The sequence below is a fragment of the Halobacillus sp. ABH2_015 genome, from assembly GCF_056158945.1.
On the sequence record NZ_JBSWUG010000002.1, the window covers coordinates 2,107,343 to 2,126,593 of the forward strand.

The 19,251-nt window shown below is 46.8% G+C and carries 16 protein-coding genes and 1 pseudogene; 4 read left to right on the forward strand and 13 right to left on the reverse strand.

The features are described from left to right. Nucleotides 1–6: 6 nt before the first annotated feature. Together yqiS and ACXAD6_RS11220 are read right to left on the reverse strand one after the other, a co-directional pair. On the reverse strand, nt 7–909 hold the full coding sequence (gene yqiS / locus ACXAD6_RS11215; RefSeq protein ID WP_474968946.1) for a phosphate butyryltransferase: 903 nt from the start codon (nt 907–909) through the stop codon (nt 7–9). A 102-nt stretch (nt 910–1,011) separates the two neighbouring features. Further along, entirely contained in the window at nt 1,012–3,087 is a 2,076-nt protein-coding gene (locus tag ACXAD6_RS11220; protein WP_474968947.1) for a sigma-54 interaction domain-containing protein, read from the reverse strand. 132 nt (nt 3,088–3,219) lie between these two features. Here ACXAD6_RS11220 and ACXAD6_RS11225 point away from each other — a divergent pair, with 132 nt between their 5' ends. The 3 genes from ACXAD6_RS11225 to ACXAD6_RS11235 are packed head-to-tail and all read left to right on the forward strand — an operon-like array spanning nt 3,220 to nt 6,133. Next, a complete protein-coding gene (locus ACXAD6_RS11225) occupies nt 3,220–3,465 on the forward strand; it encodes a DUF2627 domain-containing protein (protein ID WP_027955456.1) in 246 nt (81 codons plus the stop codon). Nucleotides 3,466–3,479: 14 nt separating this feature from the next. Continuing rightward, complete coding sequence (locus ACXAD6_RS11230; protein ID WP_474968948.1) at nt 3,480–5,387, forward strand: DUF294 nucleotidyltransferase-like domain-containing protein; 1,908 nt, start codon at nt 3,480–3,482, stop codon at nt 5,385–5,387. Beyond that, the gene (locus tag ACXAD6_RS11235) at nt 5,387–6,133 is read left to right on the forward strand and encodes a 3'-5' exonuclease (RefSeq protein WP_474968949.1); all 747 of its coding nucleotides are present in this window, start codon (nt 5,387–5,389) and stop codon (nt 6,131–6,133) included. Before ACXAD6_RS11230 ends, ACXAD6_RS11235 begins: the two co-directional genes overlap by 1 nt. A gap of 22 nt (nt 6,134–6,155) precedes the next feature. On the opposite strand, the gene ACXAD6_RS11240 is transcribed toward ACXAD6_RS11235, so the two are convergent. Next, nucleotides 6,156–7,505 (reverse strand): aspartate kinase, encoded by a 1,350-nt coding sequence (locus ACXAD6_RS11240; RefSeq protein ID WP_474968950.1) that lies wholly within the window; start codon nt 7,503–7,505, stop codon nt 6,156–6,158. 205 nt (nt 7,506–7,710) lie between these two features. Here ACXAD6_RS11240 and ACXAD6_RS11245 point away from each other — a divergent pair, with 205 nt between their 5' ends. Continuing rightward, nucleotides 7,711–7,983, forward strand: a complete 273-nt coding sequence (locus ACXAD6_RS11245) for a hypothetical protein (RefSeq protein WP_474968951.1) — start codon at nt 7,711–7,713, stop codon at nt 7,981–7,983. Between the two features lie 40 nt (nt 7,984–8,023). Here the strand turns inward: ACXAD6_RS11245 and spo0A are convergent. The 10 genes and pseudogenes from spo0A to xseA all read right to left on the reverse strand — a co-directional run bounded on the left by spo0A (nt 8,024) and on the right by xseA (nt 19,245). Next, nucleotides 8,024–8,804 (reverse strand): annotated as a pseudogene (spo0A, locus tag ACXAD6_RS11250) (sporulation transcription factor Spo0A). A 222-nt stretch (nt 8,805–9,026) separates the two neighbouring features. Further along, nucleotides 9,027–10,259 carry a SpoIVB peptidase gene (gene spoIVB, locus ACXAD6_RS11255; protein ID WP_474968952.1) on the reverse strand — a complete coding sequence of 411 codons (1,233 nt, stop codon included), beginning with the start codon at nt 10,257–10,259 and terminating at the stop codon, nt 9,027–9,029. Between the two features lie 220 nt (nt 10,260–10,479). Beyond that, nucleotides 10,480–12,210 carry a DNA repair protein RecN gene (recN, locus tag ACXAD6_RS11260; protein ID WP_474968953.1) on the reverse strand — a complete coding sequence of 577 codons (1,731 nt, stop codon included), beginning with the start codon at nt 12,208–12,210 and terminating at the stop codon, nt 10,480–10,482. Nucleotides 12,211–12,227: 17 nt separating this feature from the next. Further along, complete coding sequence (gene ahrC / locus ACXAD6_RS11265) at nt 12,228–12,677, reverse strand: transcriptional regulator AhrC/ArgR (RefSeq protein WP_027955448.1); 450 nt, start codon at nt 12,675–12,677, stop codon at nt 12,228–12,230. Between the two features lie 63 nt (nt 12,678–12,740). Then, nucleotides 12,741–13,559 carry a TlyA family RNA methyltransferase gene (locus ACXAD6_RS11270; protein ID WP_474968954.1) on the reverse strand — a complete coding sequence of 273 codons (819 nt, stop codon included), beginning with the start codon at nt 13,557–13,559 and terminating at the stop codon, nt 12,741–12,743. Between the two features lie 5 nt (nt 13,560–13,564). Further along, nucleotides 13,565–15,457, reverse strand: a complete 1,893-nt coding sequence (gene dxs / locus ACXAD6_RS11275; protein WP_474968955.1) for a 1-deoxy-D-xylulose-5-phosphate synthase — start codon at nt 15,455–15,457, stop codon at nt 13,565–13,567. Nucleotides 15,458–15,475: 18 nt separating this feature from the next. Beyond that, nucleotides 15,476–16,075, reverse strand: coding sequence for a hypothetical protein (locus ACXAD6_RS11280; RefSeq protein ID WP_474968956.1), 600 nt, complete (start codon nt 16,073–16,075; stop codon nt 15,476–15,478). A gap of 709 nt (nt 16,076–16,784) precedes the next feature. After that, nucleotides 16,785–17,657 carry a polyprenyl synthetase family protein gene (locus tag ACXAD6_RS11285; RefSeq protein ID WP_474970415.1) on the reverse strand — a complete coding sequence of 291 codons (873 nt, stop codon included), beginning with the start codon at nt 17,655–17,657 and terminating at the stop codon, nt 16,785–16,787. Nucleotides 17,658–17,666: 9 nt separating this feature from the next. Beyond that, nucleotides 17,667–17,903 carry an exodeoxyribonuclease VII small subunit gene (locus ACXAD6_RS11290; protein WP_027955442.1) on the reverse strand — a complete coding sequence of 79 codons (237 nt, stop codon included), beginning with the start codon at nt 17,901–17,903 and terminating at the stop codon, nt 17,667–17,669. Then, nucleotides 17,890–19,245: an exodeoxyribonuclease VII large subunit gene (gene xseA / locus ACXAD6_RS11295; protein WP_474968957.1), complete on the reverse strand. Its 1,356-nt coding sequence runs from the start codon at nt 19,243–19,245 to the stop codon at nt 17,890–17,892. Before xseA ends, ACXAD6_RS11290 begins: the two co-directional genes overlap by 14 nt. Nucleotides 19,246–19,251 lie beyond the last annotated feature (6 nt).

Below are 19,251 nucleotides of genomic sequence, written 5' to 3' on the forward strand. Positions count from 1 at the left end.
TTCCTCCTAGGATTGACTGGCTTTTAAAGCTAAAGCCAGTGAGTAAATTTTGCTCTGGGCTTCATCAGCCCTTGATGTTAACACGATGGGAGCAGATGCTCCACTGATCACACCCGCCACTTTGGCATGGGCGAAGTATACAAATGATTTATAAAGCGCATTGGCCGTCTCGATGGTAGGAACAACGAGGATATCTGCCTGGCCGGCTACTTCTGACTGAATGTTCTTATGAGCAGCCGCTTCTGCATCTACCGCATTATCAAAGGCGAGCGGGCCGTCAACCACACAGCCCGCGATTTGACCACGGCGGTTCATCTGGGTCAGCAAGGCTGCATCGGTGGATGCCGGCATTTTAGGATTGACTGCCTCTACGGCTGCGAGGGCAGCCACTTTCGGATTGTCCCATCCTGCTTTGTGGGCCACTTCCACCGCATTCAGAATAATCTCTACTTTGTCTTCCAGCGTTGGCTGAATGTTCATAGCGGCATCTGTTAAGTATATTAATCGGTCTCTCCCGGGAATTTCAAACAAAGCTACGTGGGAAAGAACCTTTCTCTTTTTAAGGCCGTATTCCTTATGGAGCACTGCCTGCAGGAGGGTCTTCGTATCTACATGCCCTTTCATCAAGACATCCGCTTCCCCCTCTGCTACAGCCTGTACAGCCACGAGGGCACTTTCTTTCGGCTGCGCCGGTTTCCACTGCAGATCCGGGTGGTCAAGCGACAGGCCCGCCTCCGCGGCACACGTTTTAAGATCCGCTTCTTCACCTGTAAGGATAAAACGAGCCAGTTCCTGGTCCAAGGCCATTTTCACGGCTTTTAATACTTCTGGATCTGCGGCCTGAGCGACAGCCACGGTTTGTCTGCTCGTTCGGTCAATGGTTTCTATCAGTTCATCTAACGATTTCAAAGCTTCACCTCATCCCTAATCTCATTCATGCAAATTTCATGCCAAAAGTCTGAGACGCCCGTACAGCCCCACAAGGCATTTCGGCACCTGCAGGATTCTGCATTATGAAAAATATTGCATGCTGTTTTTATCCAATCCATACTTCTCAAGCTTATAATAAAGGTTTCTAATGGAAATACCGAGAGCCTTGGCTGTTTTGGTCTTATTAAACTCGTGCGAACGATACGCTTCGACGAGCAGTTTCTTTTCATAGTCGTCCACAGCCTCCTGCAGTGTCTCCCCTCTCCAACCAGCAGATGTCCGGCCCGGTTCTACGGAATCCTCTTGTTTTTTAAGAGTGGGCAGATGTTCAGGCTTTATGATTTCATCTGTATGTTCCATATAGATCATCGCTCTTCCGATAATATTCTCCAGTTCCCTTACGTTTCCAGGCCACGGATAGTCCATTAAACACTGGTAAGCCGCTTCATTGAGGGACGTTACGTTACGCCCATAATCCTCGTTGAGCTTTTGAATCAGGTGGGCGGACAGCAAGGGGATGTCCTCAATCCTCTCCCGGAGAGGAGGGATATAAATAGGAAGACGGTTCAGCCGGTAATACAAGTCTTCTCTGAAATTTTTATTCATAATCGCTTTTTCCAGATTTATATTCGTAGCAGCAATGACCCGCACATCAATGTGAACCGGTTTGGTTCCGCCCACACGAATCATTTCATTTTCTTGAAGCACACGCAAAAGTTTCGCCTGCATAGGCAGAGTCAATTCTCCTATTTCATCAAGAAAAATACTGCCGTTGTCTGCTTCCTCGAATAATCCCTTTTTCCCTCCACGGCGCGCCCCGGAGAATGCTCCATCCTCATATCCGAACAACTCACTTTCAAGCAGCGACTCGGCAATAGCCGCGCAATTCACCCGGATAAACTTGTTATGACGTCTCCCGCTTTCATTATGGATGGCATGTGCAAACAATTCCTTCCCTGTACCTGATTCGCCTCGCAGGAGCACCGATGCCGGAGTCCGGGCTCCGACCTTGGCCTGTTCGAGTGCCAGGGTCATTTCAGGTGAATCTCCGATAATGTCATCAAACGTGTATTTCGCTTCAAGGCTTCGGATAATCTGCCGGGCTCTTTTCAATTCACTTGTCAGGGATTTAATCTCTGATACATCATGCAGAACTCCGACACTTCCCTTTAGTCTGCCATCGACAATAACAGGGGCCACGTTCACCAGGACATCTTTCCTGGCAGGACCAACCTTCATCCGTACTCCTCGGACAGGCCTGCGCGTACGGAGGACTTTCATATGCATACTTTCTCCTTCTGAAATATCCACTGTCGCAGGCTTTCCGACGATGTCTTTTTCCGGAAGACCGGTAATCCTTGTGTAGGCAGGATTTACCATTAAACCGCTTCCATTCTCATCTACAACAGAAATCGCCTCATCCGACGATTGTATAATAGCTTCCAGCATGGTTTTGACTTCTTTCAGGTCGGTGACTTCCTCAGCCAGGTGAACCACCTCTGTAATATCCTTGAACACGGCATAGGCACCAATGACACTTCCATCTTCATCAATCATTGGTATCCTGGTTGTCACAACCGTCTTTCCATTTTCCAGTTCCAGCTTCTTGTTCACTTCCTCGTGTTTGGATGCCATCGTGTAAGGCAGTCTGGAGGCGGGAATAATCTCTTGAACAGGACGATGGAGAACGTCCTGATGACTTCTGCCCAGAATCCGGGAAGCGCTGGGGTTGATGAATGTAATGTTCTCCTTGTTATCGACGACGATCATCCCATCGTGAATGCTGTTTAAAATGAAATGCTGGTTATCCGTCTGTCGTTTCAGCTTTTGAACAAGAGCTTCCTTTTCTTCAAGAAGTTCGGCTGTCACATAAGCCACAGACCCTGGAATAACAACCGTCGTTTCGTCTCTTTCTTCTCTAATCGACTGGAACACATCTTCCTGTCCAGTCGCTTCAATAACGATATCAATCTTTTTATGTATCCATTCCTCCCAGGACCCGCCCGCAGGAATTCCACAGGATTCCGCAAGAGCAAGACCAGGAGCGTCTGAATTGATGTCTGTCACAGCCACTACCTGCATACGGTCCACTTGACTAAGCAGCTTCAGCAGAGCGGTACCGCCTTTGCCGGCTCCAACAATCAATACTCGTTTCATTTCACCACACCCTGCAATATTTTGCGTAACTTCATCGTATATCAATCTGCATATTTTAGCAAGCATGGGATTGTTCCCACTTCCCTCCCCATTTGATATACTGTGAATGGACTATAAAAAGGAGCGATGCCCATGCGCCTCATAGCACTACTGCTATTAGTAACTCCGGGTTTGATCGCCGTCTACGGCATAAAATTAATCCGTGATGCCCTTTTCGGGGAATTCCATGATCTTTACTTTCATATTGCCCTCCAGGGTCTGGCTGGTATTCTATTTTTCGCAGGCGGACTGGCTTTCATTGGAGGCTTCATTCTCCACCGGGACAGAAAAAGGAACTTGACTAAAGGACGGTTCAAACAATCCAACTATCCAGAATGAAGGAGTTTTGCTCTGTGACAGAGTTTGAATTATTCAGGCAGCAGTACCCGTTTGACCTGTTGTCTGAGGAGGAATTCCAGGACGTTTTCGGAAAAGCTTCCGTAAAGGAATACAGCACAAACGAATTTATCATTCATGAGGATCAGGAAGATGATTCGATCGATATCCACTTTATGATCTCCGGTCTTGCCAAGAACATTATGCACCGGTCCAACGGCCGGCAGCTGTCTGTCCGCTTTTATTATCCCGGTGATTTGATCGGAGTCATGATCTTATTGACGAGCGGAGAAATGCGGTTCTCTGTACAGGCTCTTGAACCGATAAAAACGATCTGTTTTGAACGTGAATCCTTCCTGCAGATCATGTCAAACAATACCCAGTTTTCCAAAGTGGTGATGGACGGAATCAGCCACTTGATGAAAAGCTTGTATGACGAGGTCAAATATAAAAGTTCCTCCACAGATGAGGAGGACGACCGTGAATTATATAAAAAAAGAGCCGATGCTTACATGGAGCCCCCTACATTCATCCATCCCCAGGCTTCCATTGAAAAAGCAGCCCGGATGCTGCAGCAGCAAAAAATTGAAGCGCTTATCGTGAGCGAGGATTCAAGGTCGATGGTTGGGATGATCGGCTACAGCGAAATTTTAAAAGCCTACTTCGAAAATGATCATAACAACCCCGTCCAAGCCTATATGTCAGAGGAAGCATATGAAATTAGTGAGCAGGAGTTCATCTATGATGCGCTTAGTTATTTGAAACACCATCCGACAGAAATCATTCCGGTCCTGCACAAGGACAAAGTGGTCGGTATCTTAAGGCAGTCGTCGTTTTTCACCATCAAGAACTCGGTGTATTTCGACCTCACCTACAAAATTTCCAATTCTGCGAGTGTGGAGGAAATCAAGTCATTGTCCCCGATTTATAATGAACGGTTCCAGCAGTTTGTCCGCAGCTTAATTAAAGACAAGATGCTGGCCTATGATATTGCGGAATTGATGACAAACTACAACGATAGAATTCATAAGCAGATTGTTCAGATTGCAGAAGACGAAATGATCCGCGAAGGCTATGGTGCGCCGCCGGTGAACTATTGTTTTCTTGTGCTTGGAAGTGAAGGCCGTAAGGAGCAGGCTTTTTCCACCGATCAGGATAATGCGATGATCATGGCGGATTACGATAAGTCCAAGCATAAGAAGAAAATCGATGCCTATTTCTCCATTTTTTCCAGGAAGATCAATGATATGCTCCATGAGTGCGGATATCCGTACTGCACAGGAGGAATCATGGCCAAAGAGGACAAATGGAGAAAACAGACAGATGAGTGGCATGCGGATATCGATCAATGGATCACCAAGATGGATGCGGAAGAAATCCGCGATTTCACCATTTTCATGGATTTCAGGCCTATCAGCGGAGACTACTCCCTGGCCTATGATTTGAAAAAATACGTAACACAAAAGGTTCAGAAATCCTTGAACCTTCATCAGCTCTTGATGAAGGATACCCTTCGGTTCCGCGTTCCCGTGCAGCCTTTTGGCAGGATTTCAGGCATCGGTAAAAAACGCACCTTGAATATTAAAAAATCTGCCATCATGCAGATTGTCAACGCCATACGCATTTACAGCATGAAATATGGAATTGAAGAAATCAATACAGTCAACCGCCTGGACGCCCTGGCCGAACATGAACGTTTCCACCCCAGGGACGTGGAAAACGCAAAAACAGCCCTGCACAGGCTGATGCTTTTCCGTCTGCAGTCCAACCTTGAGCAATTGGAAGAAGGAGACACCTTATCCAATGACTTAAAGCTCGCTCCACTGAAAAAGGAAGAACGCCGCTCCTTGAGAGAAGCGCTTATTATTGCGAAACGGCTGCAGCAGGTGCTTGAACTGAGTTATAACCGAAATCGGGTGGTTTGATGTTACCTGTTGACTTACAGATCATAAAGTATCTGCTTTTTGAAAAACCATTATATCATTACAAAATAAAACCTTATTTAAGATGGCATACGTATCACCAGCTGGAACAGAGCCTTCACGAGGCCGGGAAAGAGGCGCACTTCAAAGAGCAGCCGCTGACCTCTCTTGATTTTACCATCTTCGATTTAGAGACCACCGGCTTCCTTCCTGAAATCGGTCACGAGATCATTTCCATCGGGGCGATTCGTTTGAACGGATGGAATGCCTGTCACAGAAAGACGTTTTATCAAGTGATCCGGCCGATCCGTCCTGTCAACAAGCAGACTCTTCGTCTTACCGGCCTTTCCAAGGATCAGTTGAGAAACGCCAGTCCCTTTATTGAAGGATTTCAATCTTTCATGGAGTTCAGCGAAGGATCCGTCTTGGTCGCTCATCCAGCAAAATTTGATATGCGTTTTCTCAAAACAATGCTGAAACGATGGAAGCTTCCTCAGTATGACCCGCACGTAATTGATTCCCAGGTGATGGCCCAATGGCTGCTCCCGCATGTCCGCCATCAGCTCGATCCACTACTGAAACATGTCGGCATTGAAAAAAGGGAGCGGCACCATGCCTTGAATGATGCTATTATGACGGCAGAATTGTTCCGTTTCCTTTTGGAGAAGACCGAACAGCACGGCATTCACACACTGAATGATTTATACCAGCAGTTCGATGATCTAAAAAAGACGAAGCCCCGATTTTAAGGGCTTCGTCTTTTTCTATCTATTATTCGAAAAACGTGCGGTATAACGACTGAACTGCATCAGCCAGTCCTTCTGTCTTCACTCCAAACATCATGGAAACCTCAGAAGATCCCTGGTTAATCATCTCGATGTTCACATCAGCTTCCCTGAAGGCACAGGCTGCCTGGCTGGCAATTCCGATGGTCTGGTTCATTCCTTCTCCCACGATCATAATCATCGCCATATCCCGTTCGATGATAACCGTGTCCACTTTCAATTCTTCCTTAATTCTGCCGACGACCACTTCCTCTTTCTCCGGCGGAAGCTGGTGATCCCTTAGTACAACAGACATGTCATCGATTCCAGAAGGGGCATGTTCAAAGGAGACTCCTTCATCTTCCAGAATCTGCAGAAGTTTCCGCCCAAAACCAAGCTCTCTGTTCATCAAGTATTTACTGACATACAAGTTAAGAAAGCCTTTGTCACTGGCAATTCCCACTACATGGGATTCACGCTCAGGCAGATCTGCTGTAATCATTGTCCCAGGTGCGGAAGGGTTGTTTGTGTTTTTAATGCAGACGGGAATTTTAGCTTTAAAAGCTGGAATAAGCGCCTCATCATGAAAAACCGAAAAGCCGGCGTACGATAATTCACGCATTTCCCTGTAGGTCAGAGAAGTCAGTTCCTTCGGGCGGTCCACATACATCGGATTCACACAATAGACCGAATCCACATCGGTGAAGTTCTCGTAAAGTTCCGCCTGCAGCCCTGCTGCCACAATCGAACCGGTAATATCCGACCCACCTCTGGAGAAGGTTACAAGGGTCCCTTCAGGTGTGTAACCGAAAAATCCGGGGATGACGAGGATTCCCCTGCGCTCCCTTAAACGGTAGAGCTGGTCGAAACTTTCTTCTAACACAAGAGCTCCACCGGGTTCATCACGGACCAGAATGCCCGCTTCCTTCGGATTTACATAAGAGGAGTCATAACCTTCCCGCCTTAAATAAGCGCTCAAGATTAACGCGGTCCCGTCTTCACCACAGGATTTCAAGGAGTCTATGGCTTTGGCTTCTTTTTTCTGCACCTGATCCATTGAGAACTCCAACCGCTTCCTCACTTCTTCCAATACATTCATCGGAAGGTTCAACTCATTGACCATCGATTGAAAACGGTCAACGATCATTTTATATACCTCATGGTCAACCTGATCGTGTTGGATTGATTCCCCCAGCTTGATGAGCAGATCGGTCACTTTCTGATCGCCGCTGTATCGTTTCCCAGGAGCGGAAACGACGACAACACGCCGGTTATCTTCAGACGTTACGATATCCTTCACTTTTTGGAGCTGTCCTGCATCGGCAACGGAGCTGCCGCCAAATTTTACGACTTTCATATGTACAACACCTCATTAGAGTACCAAAGTAATTAATAATTAAGAATTGTAACACAAAGGAGGCGGAAAGTTGAACAGATTTATCAAAAAAATTTAAAAAACTTTTTTTCTTATATTTCTACAAGTTTTTTACAATTTCCTTATAAATTTGTTACATATTTGTTTATTATCCTATATTATGGATACTAGGAGGAAGGGTGATCAGATGGTTTTGATGAATGACGGGTTCGGTGGAACACGATATTATCCAGAAAACAGCGAGATGTCTGTCCTTTGCAGCTATTTTGATCAAGGACACAGATATGTCATTATTCAATATTTGGACCTTCCTTTCAGTTACCGGTTGATTAACCTCGACGGCCTTGCCTTTGTCGATAAGGAAGCCCATGATTTCTTGAAGGACGAGCTCTTTTCCATTGACGAAGGGGTTTATGATAACGCAGAGCTTGCAGGACAAATTAAACAGCTAATGACATAAAAAAGCACGTATGTTGTCACATACGTGCTTTTTCAATGGATCAGCTTGCTCGATGCTCCAGGCGGAGACGATCAGCCACCATCGCGATGAATTCGCTGTTCGTGGGTTTTGCTTTTGTATTGGAAATCGTATAGCCGAACAAGGAGGAAATAGCATCGATATTGCCCCGGTTCCAGGCTACTTCAATGGCGTGGCGGATGGCCCGTTCGACACGAGATGCTGTTGTGTTATATTTAGTGGCGATATCCGGATAAAGAACTTTTGTAATGGATCCAAGCAGTTCCAAATCTTTATAGACCATTGTAATGGCTTCACGAAGGTATTGATACCCTTTAATGTGGGCCGGCACCCCGACTTCATGAATGATATGGGTGATGCTTGTATCGAGATCCGGTTTTTTCGATCTTGCTGAGGAATAACTGCTGCCGAGGGCACGATTGATGGGATCGCCGGCATGTTTGATCTGGCGGACCTGCTCTCCAAGGTGATCAAGGTCGAATGGCTTCATCATAAAATAAGCCGCTCCAAGTTCGACAGCTTTTTTCGTCACTTCTTCCTGGCCGAACGCGGTTAACATAATGACCTCAGGATGCTTGTCCATATCCCTGAGCTTGTTCAGCACAGCAAGGCCGTCGAGGTGCGGCATAATGATATCCAAAATCAGCACGTCCGGTTTCTTCTCTTCGACCATTTGCAGACAGTCTTTTCCATTGTAGGAAGTAACCGACCACTTCTATATCGTGAGTGTCTTCAAAATACTCTTCAAGAAGCTTTACCAGCTCTCTATTATCATCAGCCAAACACACTTGAATCTTTTCCATTCCTTTTTCCTCCTTAAGAGAATAATCCTCTTTATTTCCGTAATACACGTATTCGACAGGCATATAAGACTTTCCTTTTTTATTATAACAAAAAATATAAAGAATTAGAGAATATCTGGCAAATGCTTAAAAATACTCGGTTTTTCGTATGTATTCGACATATGCCCGGCCATCGGTGTCGAAATTTGTCGACGAAAAGGAAAAGGAGCCCTTTATGAGCTCCTAGCCTGCTTTCTTTTCCCGTTCTTCTTCATGAAGGTTAATACCTGCTTCCTGAAGCATCCATTCTATATGGACGCCATATCCGCTTGTCGGATCGTTGACAAACACATGAGTCACGGCACCGATGATTTTTCCATTCTGGATGATCGGGCTGCCACTCATCCCCTGAACAATCCCTCCCGTTTTATCCAGAAGCTCAGGGTCTGTGATTTTGACAATCATTCCTTTTGTTACCGCAGATTTCTTCGGCATATTGCTGACAATTTCCACATCAAAGGTCTGCATTTTCTCCCCGTCAAGGACCGTCATAATTTGAGCCGGGCCTTCTTCCACCTGTTCTGCGAAACCGATCGGAAGTCCCTCCGGATATTCCTCATTCGTCATATCATCATCTAATGTTCCAAAGATACCGAACGGCGTGTTTTTTGTAATGATTCCGAGGCGGTCGTTCCTCAAGGAAAACCTGGCTTTTTTCTCTCCCGGAACGCCCTGTGCTCCTTTTTCAATGGAGGTGACCTGCGATTTGACAATGGTGCCTTCATGAATTTCAATCGGCTTCTTCGTATCCATATCCGAGATGACATGACCGAGAGCGCCATACTTTTTCGTTTCAGGATCATAAAAAGTCATTGTCCCTATCCCAGCTGCAGAATCACGAATATACAGACCAATCTGATATTCCTTTTCCCGCGGGTTGTAGGCCGGTGTCAGGCTTGTCGTCGTTATTTCCTTTCCCCGTTTAATTTTCAGTTTCAGGGGTTCTTCCTTTTCCCCGGTTTTCTTTACGATGGAGGATAATTTCTCCATACTGTTAATTTCCTCTCCATTGCCTTCAAGCAGGATGTCGCCGATGAGAATTTCCGCCTTTTCTCCTGGCGAAGTCCGTTGTTCGCCTTTTCCGTTTACAAGGTGGTGCCCTACGACAAGCACACCTTTCGTATGAAGCTCTACACCTACCGACTGACCGCCGGGGATCAACCGGATATCCTTGAACGGCTCCAGGCTGGTTTTTTTAACCGGAACACCTGCAAACTCATAAAACACTTCGTGATCATTTGTGGACGAAAACGCCGTCCACGCTTCCTGGTCAACAGAAGGTTGATCAGGGCTGGCGCCGACTTTTACTTCTGTCGGGATGGATAGATAGTGCTGGACAGGGGCATAAAAGGGCAAAATAAGCATAAACAGCAGGAGAACAGAACCACATATATAGTTAAAGGCTTGATTTTTCACGGGTTCACTCTCCTTGTACTCCAGTACCAACTAAATGGCTTACTTATAATGTGGTCTTCCTTAATCCTTTTTAAACGAGCATAATCTGAGTAATTATAGTACCGTTTGCCTTGCTTTGAAACATTCTCCAACGTATAGGTAAACGTTGTATAAAGAGGTGTGTCGGTGGAAAAGATAAAACAAACAAAAGCGCATGGACTCGTCCATGCGCTTAGGTTCATCATAATGATTTACTTTTATGTTTATCTGCCATCGTAAGCAGTTCCCGCGCATGCTCAACGGTTGTAGCGGTTAATTCTGCTCCGGTAATCATGCGGGAGATTTCGTCAGCTTTTTCATCCATTGTAAGTTCCTTGGCTGCTGTCGATGTCCGCTCATCCTCCACACGCTTTTCAATCCGGACATGAGTATCCGCCATAGCTGCTACCTGGGGAAGGTGGGAAATACAGAGCACCTGCGATCCCTCAGAGATCCCGTAAATCTTCTCAGCAATCGCCTGGGCCACCCTTCCGCTGACACCTGTATCCACTTCATCAAAAATCACGCTCGTAATGCCCTGATGCCGCGAGAAAATCCGCTTCAACGCAAGCATAATCCGGGACATCTCACCCCCGGATGCTACTTTATGTAGTTCTTTCAGCGGCTCTCCGGGATTGGTCGTGATCAGGAATTTCACTAAATCAATACCGTTTGGCAGCAGCTGGACAGGAGTACCATCCAGTTCCGGATCTCCTTGTTTCCCCGGTTTCGTCTGCAGGTCCACAGCAAAGGCTGCTTTCTCCAGATAAAGGTCTCTCAATTCTACATGAATGAATTCAGCCAGCTGATCTGCAGCTTTCACGCGGATTTCACGCATCCCCTGCGCCTCAAGAAGAGCATCCTCGGACAAATCGGCGATTTCACTCTCCATCTTACTCAAATGGGAATCTTTATTGCGGATTTCATCAATTTCCTCTTCAATCCGAGAAGCATACTGAAGCATATCATCCACCGTAGCTCCGTACTTCTTCTTGAGACGGTTGAGTTCGTTCAGCCTGGATTCGATCTGGTTGAGTCTCTCAGGGTCGAATTCAAGCTCTGCCATATGGTTACTCAGCTTAAACGTCATTTCTTCCATCAGGTAATACGTGTTCGTCATTTCTTCCGACAGTTGTGCAAGGTTTTCATCCACATCGGATGTACTTTCCAAAGAAGTCATTGCATGACTCAGCCAGTCCATTCCGCGCTGTTCCCCGTACAAAGAATAATAGGCATCATGAATGCCTTGGTACACCTTCTCAAAATTCATGAGTTTCTTCCGCTCTTCGGAAAGCTCTTCATCTTCAAGCGGCTGCATTTCAGCTCCTTGAAGCTCGCGCAGCTGAAATTCAAGCAGATCCAGACGCTGAGCCATTTCCTGCTCATTCTCACTCAATTCTTTATAGCGCTTCTTCATCGTTCTGTACTTGTCATAAACGCTCTCATACTCGTCCAGGACCGAACGAAGCTCTTCACCGGCAAATACATCCAGAAGCTCGACGTGCCGGTCAGGATCCATAAGCGACTGCGTCTCATGCTGGCTGTGAATGTCGATCAAGGAATGTCCGAACTCCCTCATGATCCCGAGTGTCACCAGTTTTCCATTCACCCGGCAGATGCTTTTCCCCTGATGGGTAATGGTCCGTTCAAGAACAACCATGCCGTCCTCATCAATATCGACACCATAGTCCTGTCCGACCTTATGGATCGGATGCTCAGGCTGCACGGTAAACAACCCTTCAATTTCAGCTTTTTTTGTTCCATGACGAACAAATTCAACGGATCCCCGACCACCGGAAAGAAGCTGGATCGCATCAATAATGATGGATTTACCAGCACCTGTTTCACCGGTCAGTACAGTCAACCCTTCTTTGAACGTGATTGAGATCTCATCAATGATTGCAAAATCACGAATAGACAACTCTGTTAGCATGAAACCATCCACCTCAGTTATAGCATATTTAGCAACTGCTCACTAATTGACTCCGTATGATCTTCACTGCGGCAGATAATTAAGCAGGTATCATCTCCGCAGATGGTCCCCATAATTTCATCCCATTCCAGATTATCCACGAGAGCACCTACAGCATTGGCGTTTCCCGGCAGAGTTTTCAAAATAATAAAATGTCCGGCCCGATCTATACTGACAAAGGCATCCATCATGAGCCGTTTCAGCTTTTCAAACGGATTGAAGCGCTGATCTGCAGGGAGACTGTATTTGTACCGGCCATCCATCATCGGCACCTTTACAAGATGTAGTTCTTTGATATCGCGGGATACGGTTGCCTGGGTGACATTGTATCCCATACCCTTCAATCGATCGACCAGCTCATCCTGGGTTTCAATATCGTCGTTTGTAATCAGTTCCCTGATTTTGATGTGACGTTGTCCTTTGTTCATGACCATCCTCCGTTTCAAGTCCTTCCATAAGAAAAGGGCCTGTGCTAAGCCCTTTTACATTCATTATGCGTTTCTGCTGTGCGCCTCATGCGCTTCTTTGACTACAGCATCGATATCCACCTGTTCTCCACTGCTGCTGCCTTCATCAAGCCGCAGATGGACGAGGAATTCTATATTCCCATCCCCGCCGGTAATCGGAGAAAAAGTGAGTCCATAAACAGAATATCCGTGATCAGAAGCAAAATCAAGAATTGTTTTTACGACCTCTTTGTGAATCGAAGGGTCTCTCACAATTCCTTTTTTCCCTACCTGTTCTCTACCTGCTTCGAACTGTGGTTTTATTAGTGCTGCCACATCTCCCTGCTGCTCCAGAATCTCAGCAAGAACCGGCAGAATGATACGAAGGGATATGAAGGAGACATCGATGGAAGCAAACTGCGGCTGACCGTGTGTAAGGTCCTCTTTCGTCACATATCGGAAATTGGTCCGTTCCATAACAACCACCTGGTCATGATTGCGGAGACGCCAGTCAAGCTGATTATATCCAACATCCACGGCATAGCTGAGTCTGGCTCCGTTCTGAAGCGCACAGTCCGTAAAACCGCCTGTGGATGAACCGATATCAATCATAATCTTGTCCTTAACGGAAAGATCAAAGTGCTTCAATGCTTTTTCAAGCTTCAATCCGCCGCGGCTGACATACGGAATGGGACGGCCTTTAACAATCAACTCCAGATCCTCGTCCACCTTCAAGCCGGGTTTATCAAGGCGGACCTGTTCATGAAAAACAAGTCCGGCCATGATGGTTCGTTTCGCTTTTTCACGCGTTTCTATATAGCCTTTTTCTACAAGTAATACATCTAAACGTACTTTTCTGCCCATATCTTTTATGCCCTCTGTTGTTTTGTAGGTATCAATTCTTTTAGGTTTTTCACCATGTTTTCCGGGGTCAATCCGATTTCTTCCCAGAGCTTTGGCACACTGCCGTGTTCAATGAACCGGTCTGGAACGCCCATCCGGCGCACCCATTGGGAGGTGTAATTGTTTTCCTCAGCGAATTCAAGCACTGCTGAACCGAATCCTCCCTGAAGAACCGCTTCCTCTACTGTCAGAATCGGCAGCCCCTGCTTCATCATATCATGCAGCATGGACTCGTCCATCGGTTTGATGTAACGGGCATTCACCACCCGCACAGACCGTCCTTCTTTTTCCAGACGGCCCGCCGCATCAAGAGCTGCATCAATGGTCGTCCCAAACGTAAGGATGACAGCCTCTGTTCCCTCTTTCAGGATTTCCCAGCTGCCGACGGGGATGGACCTCATATGTTTATCCGTGTCGATTCCTTTAGCGTTCCCCCGCGGATAACGGATTGCAAAAGGCCCCTCTTCATATTCTGCAGCTGTATGAACGAGATGCTGGGCTTCATCCTCATCTTTCGGCATGCTGATAATCATATTCGGAACAGACCTCAGGAATGCAATATCAAACACACCCTGGTGGGTCTCTCCGTCAGCTCCGACGAGTCCTGCGCGGTCAATACCGAAAATCACATTCAATTTCTGACGGGCCACATCATGGACCACCTGATCATAACCGCGCTGCAGGAACGTGGAATAAATGGCCAGGAACGGCTTCATCCCCTGAGTCGCAAGACCGGCGGACATCGTGGTAGCATGCTGTTCGGCAATGCCTACATCAAATAAACGGTCCGGGAATTCCTCGCCGAATTTTTCCAGTTTGGACCCGAGAATCATGGCAGGAGTCACAGCCACTATGCGGTCATCTTCCCGTGCTTTTTTAATCAGCGCATCACTGATAACCGAGCTCCACGCAGGAGGAGCATCGACCGGTTTGATTTTCTCTCCTGATTCGATTTTATAAGGACCTACACCGTGCCACTTGTCCTTCACATCGGTTTCGGCGGGATGATACCCTTTCCCTTTCTTGGTCATTACATGAACGATGACAGGTCCGTCTGTTTTTCTCGCATAGTTCAGGTTTTCCATCAAGTCTTCAAAGTCATGACCATCCACCGGTCCGTAATACGTAAACCCGAGCTCTTCAAAGAACATGCCCGGAACAACAAAGTACTTCATGCTGTCCTTCAAGCGCTCTGCTGCCTGCGCGAGTTTTCCTCCAACGGCGGGAATCTTCTTCAGCAGCCATTCGAGATCATCCTTGGCACGATTGTACTTCCCTGCACTTCTCATCCGGCCGAGCGCCCCGTGCAGGGCTCCTACGTTTTTAGCGATCGACATTTCATTATCATTCAAGATAACGGTTACATTCTTTTTCTCATGCCCGATATGGTTCAGCGCCTCCAGCGCCATACCGCCTGTCAGGGCTCCATCACCAATGATGGGAAGGATGGAATGGTCCTGTTTTTTCAAGTCGCGTGCAATAGCCATCCCCATGGCCGCGGACAGCGAAGTTGAACTGTGGCCGGTTTCCCATACATCATGCTCACTTTCATCACGTTTCGGGAAGCCGCACAAGCCCTTATACTGCCGCAGTGTGTCGAACTGCCCTCCACGGCCGGTCAGAATCTTATGGATATATGACTGGTGCCCGACATCCCATATAAGACGGTCGACGGGACTGTTATATACTTTATGAAGAGCCAGAGTCAGCTCCACTACTCCCAGGTTCGCACCAAGGTGGCCGCCTGTTGTGGCCAGGTTTTCAATTAAAAACTGTCTCACTTCTGCTGCAAATTCTTCCAATTGCTTCGTATTCATATCCTTCAATAACGAAGGGTCGTTGATTCTGCTCAGATCCATTGAAGGACCCCCTTGTAATTATCTTGATTTTTTAGTGGACGACATGACATTTGATAAAATTCTTACATTTAATTTGTTTTCTAACCATGCAATCACCCTGGCAGCAAAAAAGATAATCTGCGTGGATTTATTGATGGCGAAGAATTTACCAATGGCTTTTCCTCCCACCGTCAGTGCTGCCACGATACTGGTAAGGGCCACGTTAATACCGATTTGGACGGCAGACCCTTCTGTATACCCGAAACTCGAAGCAAGCTGAAGTACGACGACAGTGGAGGCCGTACCACTAACTATACCAGATATATCCCCTATAACGTCGTTACAGAAACTTGCGAATCGATCCGCATTTCTGACAATCGCAATAGCTTCCTTGGAGCCCGGGACTTTCTCGGAAGCCATCGCATGGAAGGGCTTCTCTTCAGCAGCTGTAGCTGCTATACCAAGCATATCAAAGACTACACCGGTAAACACGATGATAAATACAATGATCAGTCCAATGACCCACATGACTCCACTTAAAACGGAAGAAGAGATAACTGAAAAAATAGCCGCTAACACAAATGTGATAACGGCAATACTCAAACTGAAATTTACGGCTTTTTTTAATTTATTATCCATTCTTACCCTCTATATCTATATATAATCATAATTTAATTATGTAACAGAAAGGAATGGTCACAAAACGGGTAAAAATTGCGGCTTAGGTCTAGTAGGTTTTCCCAATCAAGTACCGAGTGTCACCACTCTGGCGGTTCCCCTTTAAACTCGACTCAGCCTCGTTTCCGATAACTGGACTAGATTGCCACTCAGTCCGCACTATAATTCCCGTTTTATGTCCATAGAACAGTCTAGGGGATTTCCCCGACAGCCTTTGACCGTTCCTTAGCCTCTTTTGCAGTTGTGATTTCATACAGCTTACGTCCCAGGACCACAGTGGCCATCTGTAGTCACAGGGTCTCATGGACTGTAATCCCCTCAAAAACCACTCAAGGCAGGCTACGCTGCGCATATAGATGTTACTCCATATGCTGCAGGTTCATACCCCATTTCATAACGGTATCTGGCTCAGAGCCCGTTACAAGAATGGGCCTCCGCGGAAGCAGGGTCAACGCCCACATGCCTTTGTGGATCGCCCTGCGACCTTAACTCCCAGCATCGACCCAAGGCTGGGCGCCTCAAGCCAACACAAGGAACTTCATCGATGTGCCCTTTGGCGGATTTTTAGGCCCGCCTTCAGGAACGGAGGACCGACTAGAATACTGCACCATTCCTTTTGTAAAAATAATATATCATATTTCAGCACACACCTCAATCGAAATCCTTCCGATTAATGATCACGCGTACTTAAATAGTGAATAAGTTGTGACAGAACCGTACCTTCCACACCTGCTTCCGTCAAAGCGGACTCAGCTGTTTTGACGTAATGATCCTTCTGCTCTTTTGCACCGTCCAGACCGAGAAGACCCGGATAGGTACTTTTATCATTCACCACATCACTGCCTACAGGTTTACCGATCACTTCTGCATCGCCGGTCACATCCAGAATGTCGTCCTGGATCTGGAAAATAAGGCCGAGCGCTTCCGCCATTCCGCTCATCTGCTGCATGGATTGCTCTGAGGCCTTTCCAAGCTTTGCACCTGCACGGATCGCATATTTCAACAGCTCGCCGGTTTTGTTTTTATGAATGGCTTCCAGAGACTCGAGAGATATCTCTTTTCCTTCACTCAGCATATCCTGCATCTGACCTTCGACCATACCTCTTGGACCGGCAGCTTTAGTCAGCTCCTGAATAAGAAATAATTTTTCTTCCTGTGCAAGAGACGGGTCTTCTGCAATCAGCTGGGTACTCATGGTGAGCAGGGCATCTCCGGCAAGAATAGCTGTCGCTTCATCGAATTTTTTATGATTGGTAGGCAGCCCGCGCCTGGTATCATCATCATCCATAGCTGGAAGGTCGTCATGTATCAAGGAGTACGTATGCACCATTTCAAGAGCGGCGGCAGCGGTCAACCCTTTGCCCGCTGGAGCTCCAAAGGCTTCCGCCGTGGCCAGAAGAAGAATAGGACGCAGCCTTTTCCCACCAGCCTCAATAGAATAAAGAATCGAATCCTGAAGTCTGCCAGGGACGGTATAATCTCTTACATACATGGTCAACTGGTCGTTAATGAACGTTTGTTTATCTGTTAAATAAGCTTTCAAGTCCACAGGCTATTCTTCCTCCTGTACGGTGAAAGGTTCAAAATTCCCATGTTCATTCATTATCTGCTGCATCTGCTCTTCCACTGTTCCGAGCTTTTCACTGCATACCTTTGAAAGCTTCATCCCCTCTTGATAGTATTGAATAGCTTTCTCAAGGGGGACTTCGCCGGTTTCCAGCTTTTCGACAATTTCCTCAAGCTGATTCATGGCTTCTTCAAAACTGATTTCCTGTTTATTTTCCTCCATGTTCATCCTCCTTCACCGATGTAACCTGACATTGAATGAGACCGTCCTGGACTTGAAGGGAAAGACTGCTTCCCTCCGACACCTGACCAGCCTTTTTAATGACCTGATTTTCCTCATCAAAAGGAATGGCATAGCCGCGTTTCATAATTTCAAGCGGATTCAGCAGGGTCAGCTTATCCAGCGTGGAATGGAAACGGTCTTTTTTCCGGGAGACAATGGTATCCAAAGCTTTTTGGAGCTGTTTCGTATCCCTTTGAAGAGACTCAGTTCCTTCTTTGATTTTTTTATCGGGCCCCTGCTGCTCCAGCCGTTTGGTTAGATAACCCAGCTGTTCACGGCGGCTCGTCTGCTGCCGGTTCATCTGTTTGGTCAGACGTTCCAGCACCCGGTCCAGGTCCTGTTCTTTCTGACGCATCAGCTGTTCCGGATACTTAAACGCATAGGATTTTTTCAATCGGTTCAGCTTCTGCCTGGATTCAGTCCGCTGTCCGTCCATGGATCTTATGAGCCTCTGTCTGAACTGCTGCACCTGTTCCCTCAGTTCCGTAATGGAAGGGACGGCTACTTCTGCGGCCCCAGTAGGCGTCGGTGCTCTCCAATCAGCAGCAAAATCACTGATGGTTGTATCCGTTTCGTGACCGACGGCAGAAATAATGGGAATCGACGATGCTGCAATCGCCCGGGCGACTATTTCTTCATTGAATCCCCAAAGATCTTCAATAGATCCACCGCCGCGGCCGACGATTAAAACGTCGCAATCGAGATGCTCATTGGCGTACCGGATGGCGTTGGATACCGATTCTGCTGCGCGCTCCCCCTGGACAAGAACCGGAAGGATGGATACCGGTACAATCGGATAGCGTCGCTTAATCGTTGTCAAAATGTCCCTGACAGCCGCACCGGTAGGAGAAGTGATCACCCCGATATGCTTTGGATATGTAGGAAGCTTTTTCTTACGTTCTTCAGCAAACAGACCTTCCTTCTCCAATTTCTCCTTCAGCTGTTCAAAAGCAAAATACAAGGCACCGATTCCATCCGGCTGCATTTCCTTAATATAGAGCTGATACTGCCCCATCGGTTCGTATACGTTGATCTCACCTTTTACGAGGACATTCATCCCATTTTCAGGCATGAATTTCAGCGAGCGGTTGCTTCCGGCAAACATAACCGCCTGAATTCTTGCCTGATCATCTTTTAAGGACATATACATGTGTCCTCTGGAATGATGTTTGAAGTTGGAAATTTCTCCTCTGAGCCATACGGTCTTCAAATGAGGATCGCCGGATAGTTTCCGTTTGATATATTTGGTTAAAGCCGTTACCGTCAAATACTGGTCCTGCACGACAAC

Coding starts and splice junctions, on each gene's coding strand:
- ACXAD6_RS11225 (WP_027955456.1), top strand. CDS start 3,220: ATGCGCCTCATAGCACTACTGCTATTAGTAACTCCGGGTTTGATCGCC.
- ACXAD6_RS11235 (WP_474968949.1), top strand. CDS start 5,387: ATGTTACCTGTTGACTTACAGATCATAAAGTATCTGCTTTTTGAAAAA.
- ACXAD6_RS11220 (WP_474968947.1), bottom strand. CDS start 3,087: ATGAAACGAGTATTGATTGTTGGAGCCGGCAAAGGCGGTACCGCTCTG.
- ACXAD6_RS11240 (WP_474968950.1), bottom strand. CDS start 7,505: ATGAAAGTCGTAAAATTTGGCGGCAGCTCCGTTGCCGATGCAGGACAG.
- recN (WP_474968953.1), bottom strand. CDS start 12,210: ATGCTAACAGAGTTGTCTATTCGTGATTTTGCAATCATTGATGAGATC.
- ahrC (WP_027955448.1), bottom strand. CDS start 12,677: ATGAACAAAGGACAACGTCACATCAAAATCAGGGAACTGATTACAAAC.
- ACXAD6_RS11245 (WP_474968951.1), top strand. CDS start 7,711: ATGGTTTTGATGAATGACGGGTTCGGTGGAACACGATATTATCCAGAA.
- dxs (WP_474968955.1), bottom strand. CDS start 15,457: ATGGATCTGAGCAGAATCAACGACCCTTCGTTATTGAAGGATATGAAT.
- ACXAD6_RS11280 (WP_474968956.1), bottom strand. CDS start 16,075: ATGGATAATAAATTAAAAAAAGCCGTAAATTTCAGTTTGAGTATTGCC.
- ACXAD6_RS11270 (WP_474968954.1), bottom strand. CDS start 13,559: ATGGGCAGAAAAGTACGTTTAGATGTATTACTTGTAGAAAAAGGCTAT.
- ACXAD6_RS11290 (WP_027955442.1), bottom strand. CDS start 17,903: ATGGAGGAAAATAAACAGGAAATCAGTTTTGAAGAAGCCATGAATCAG.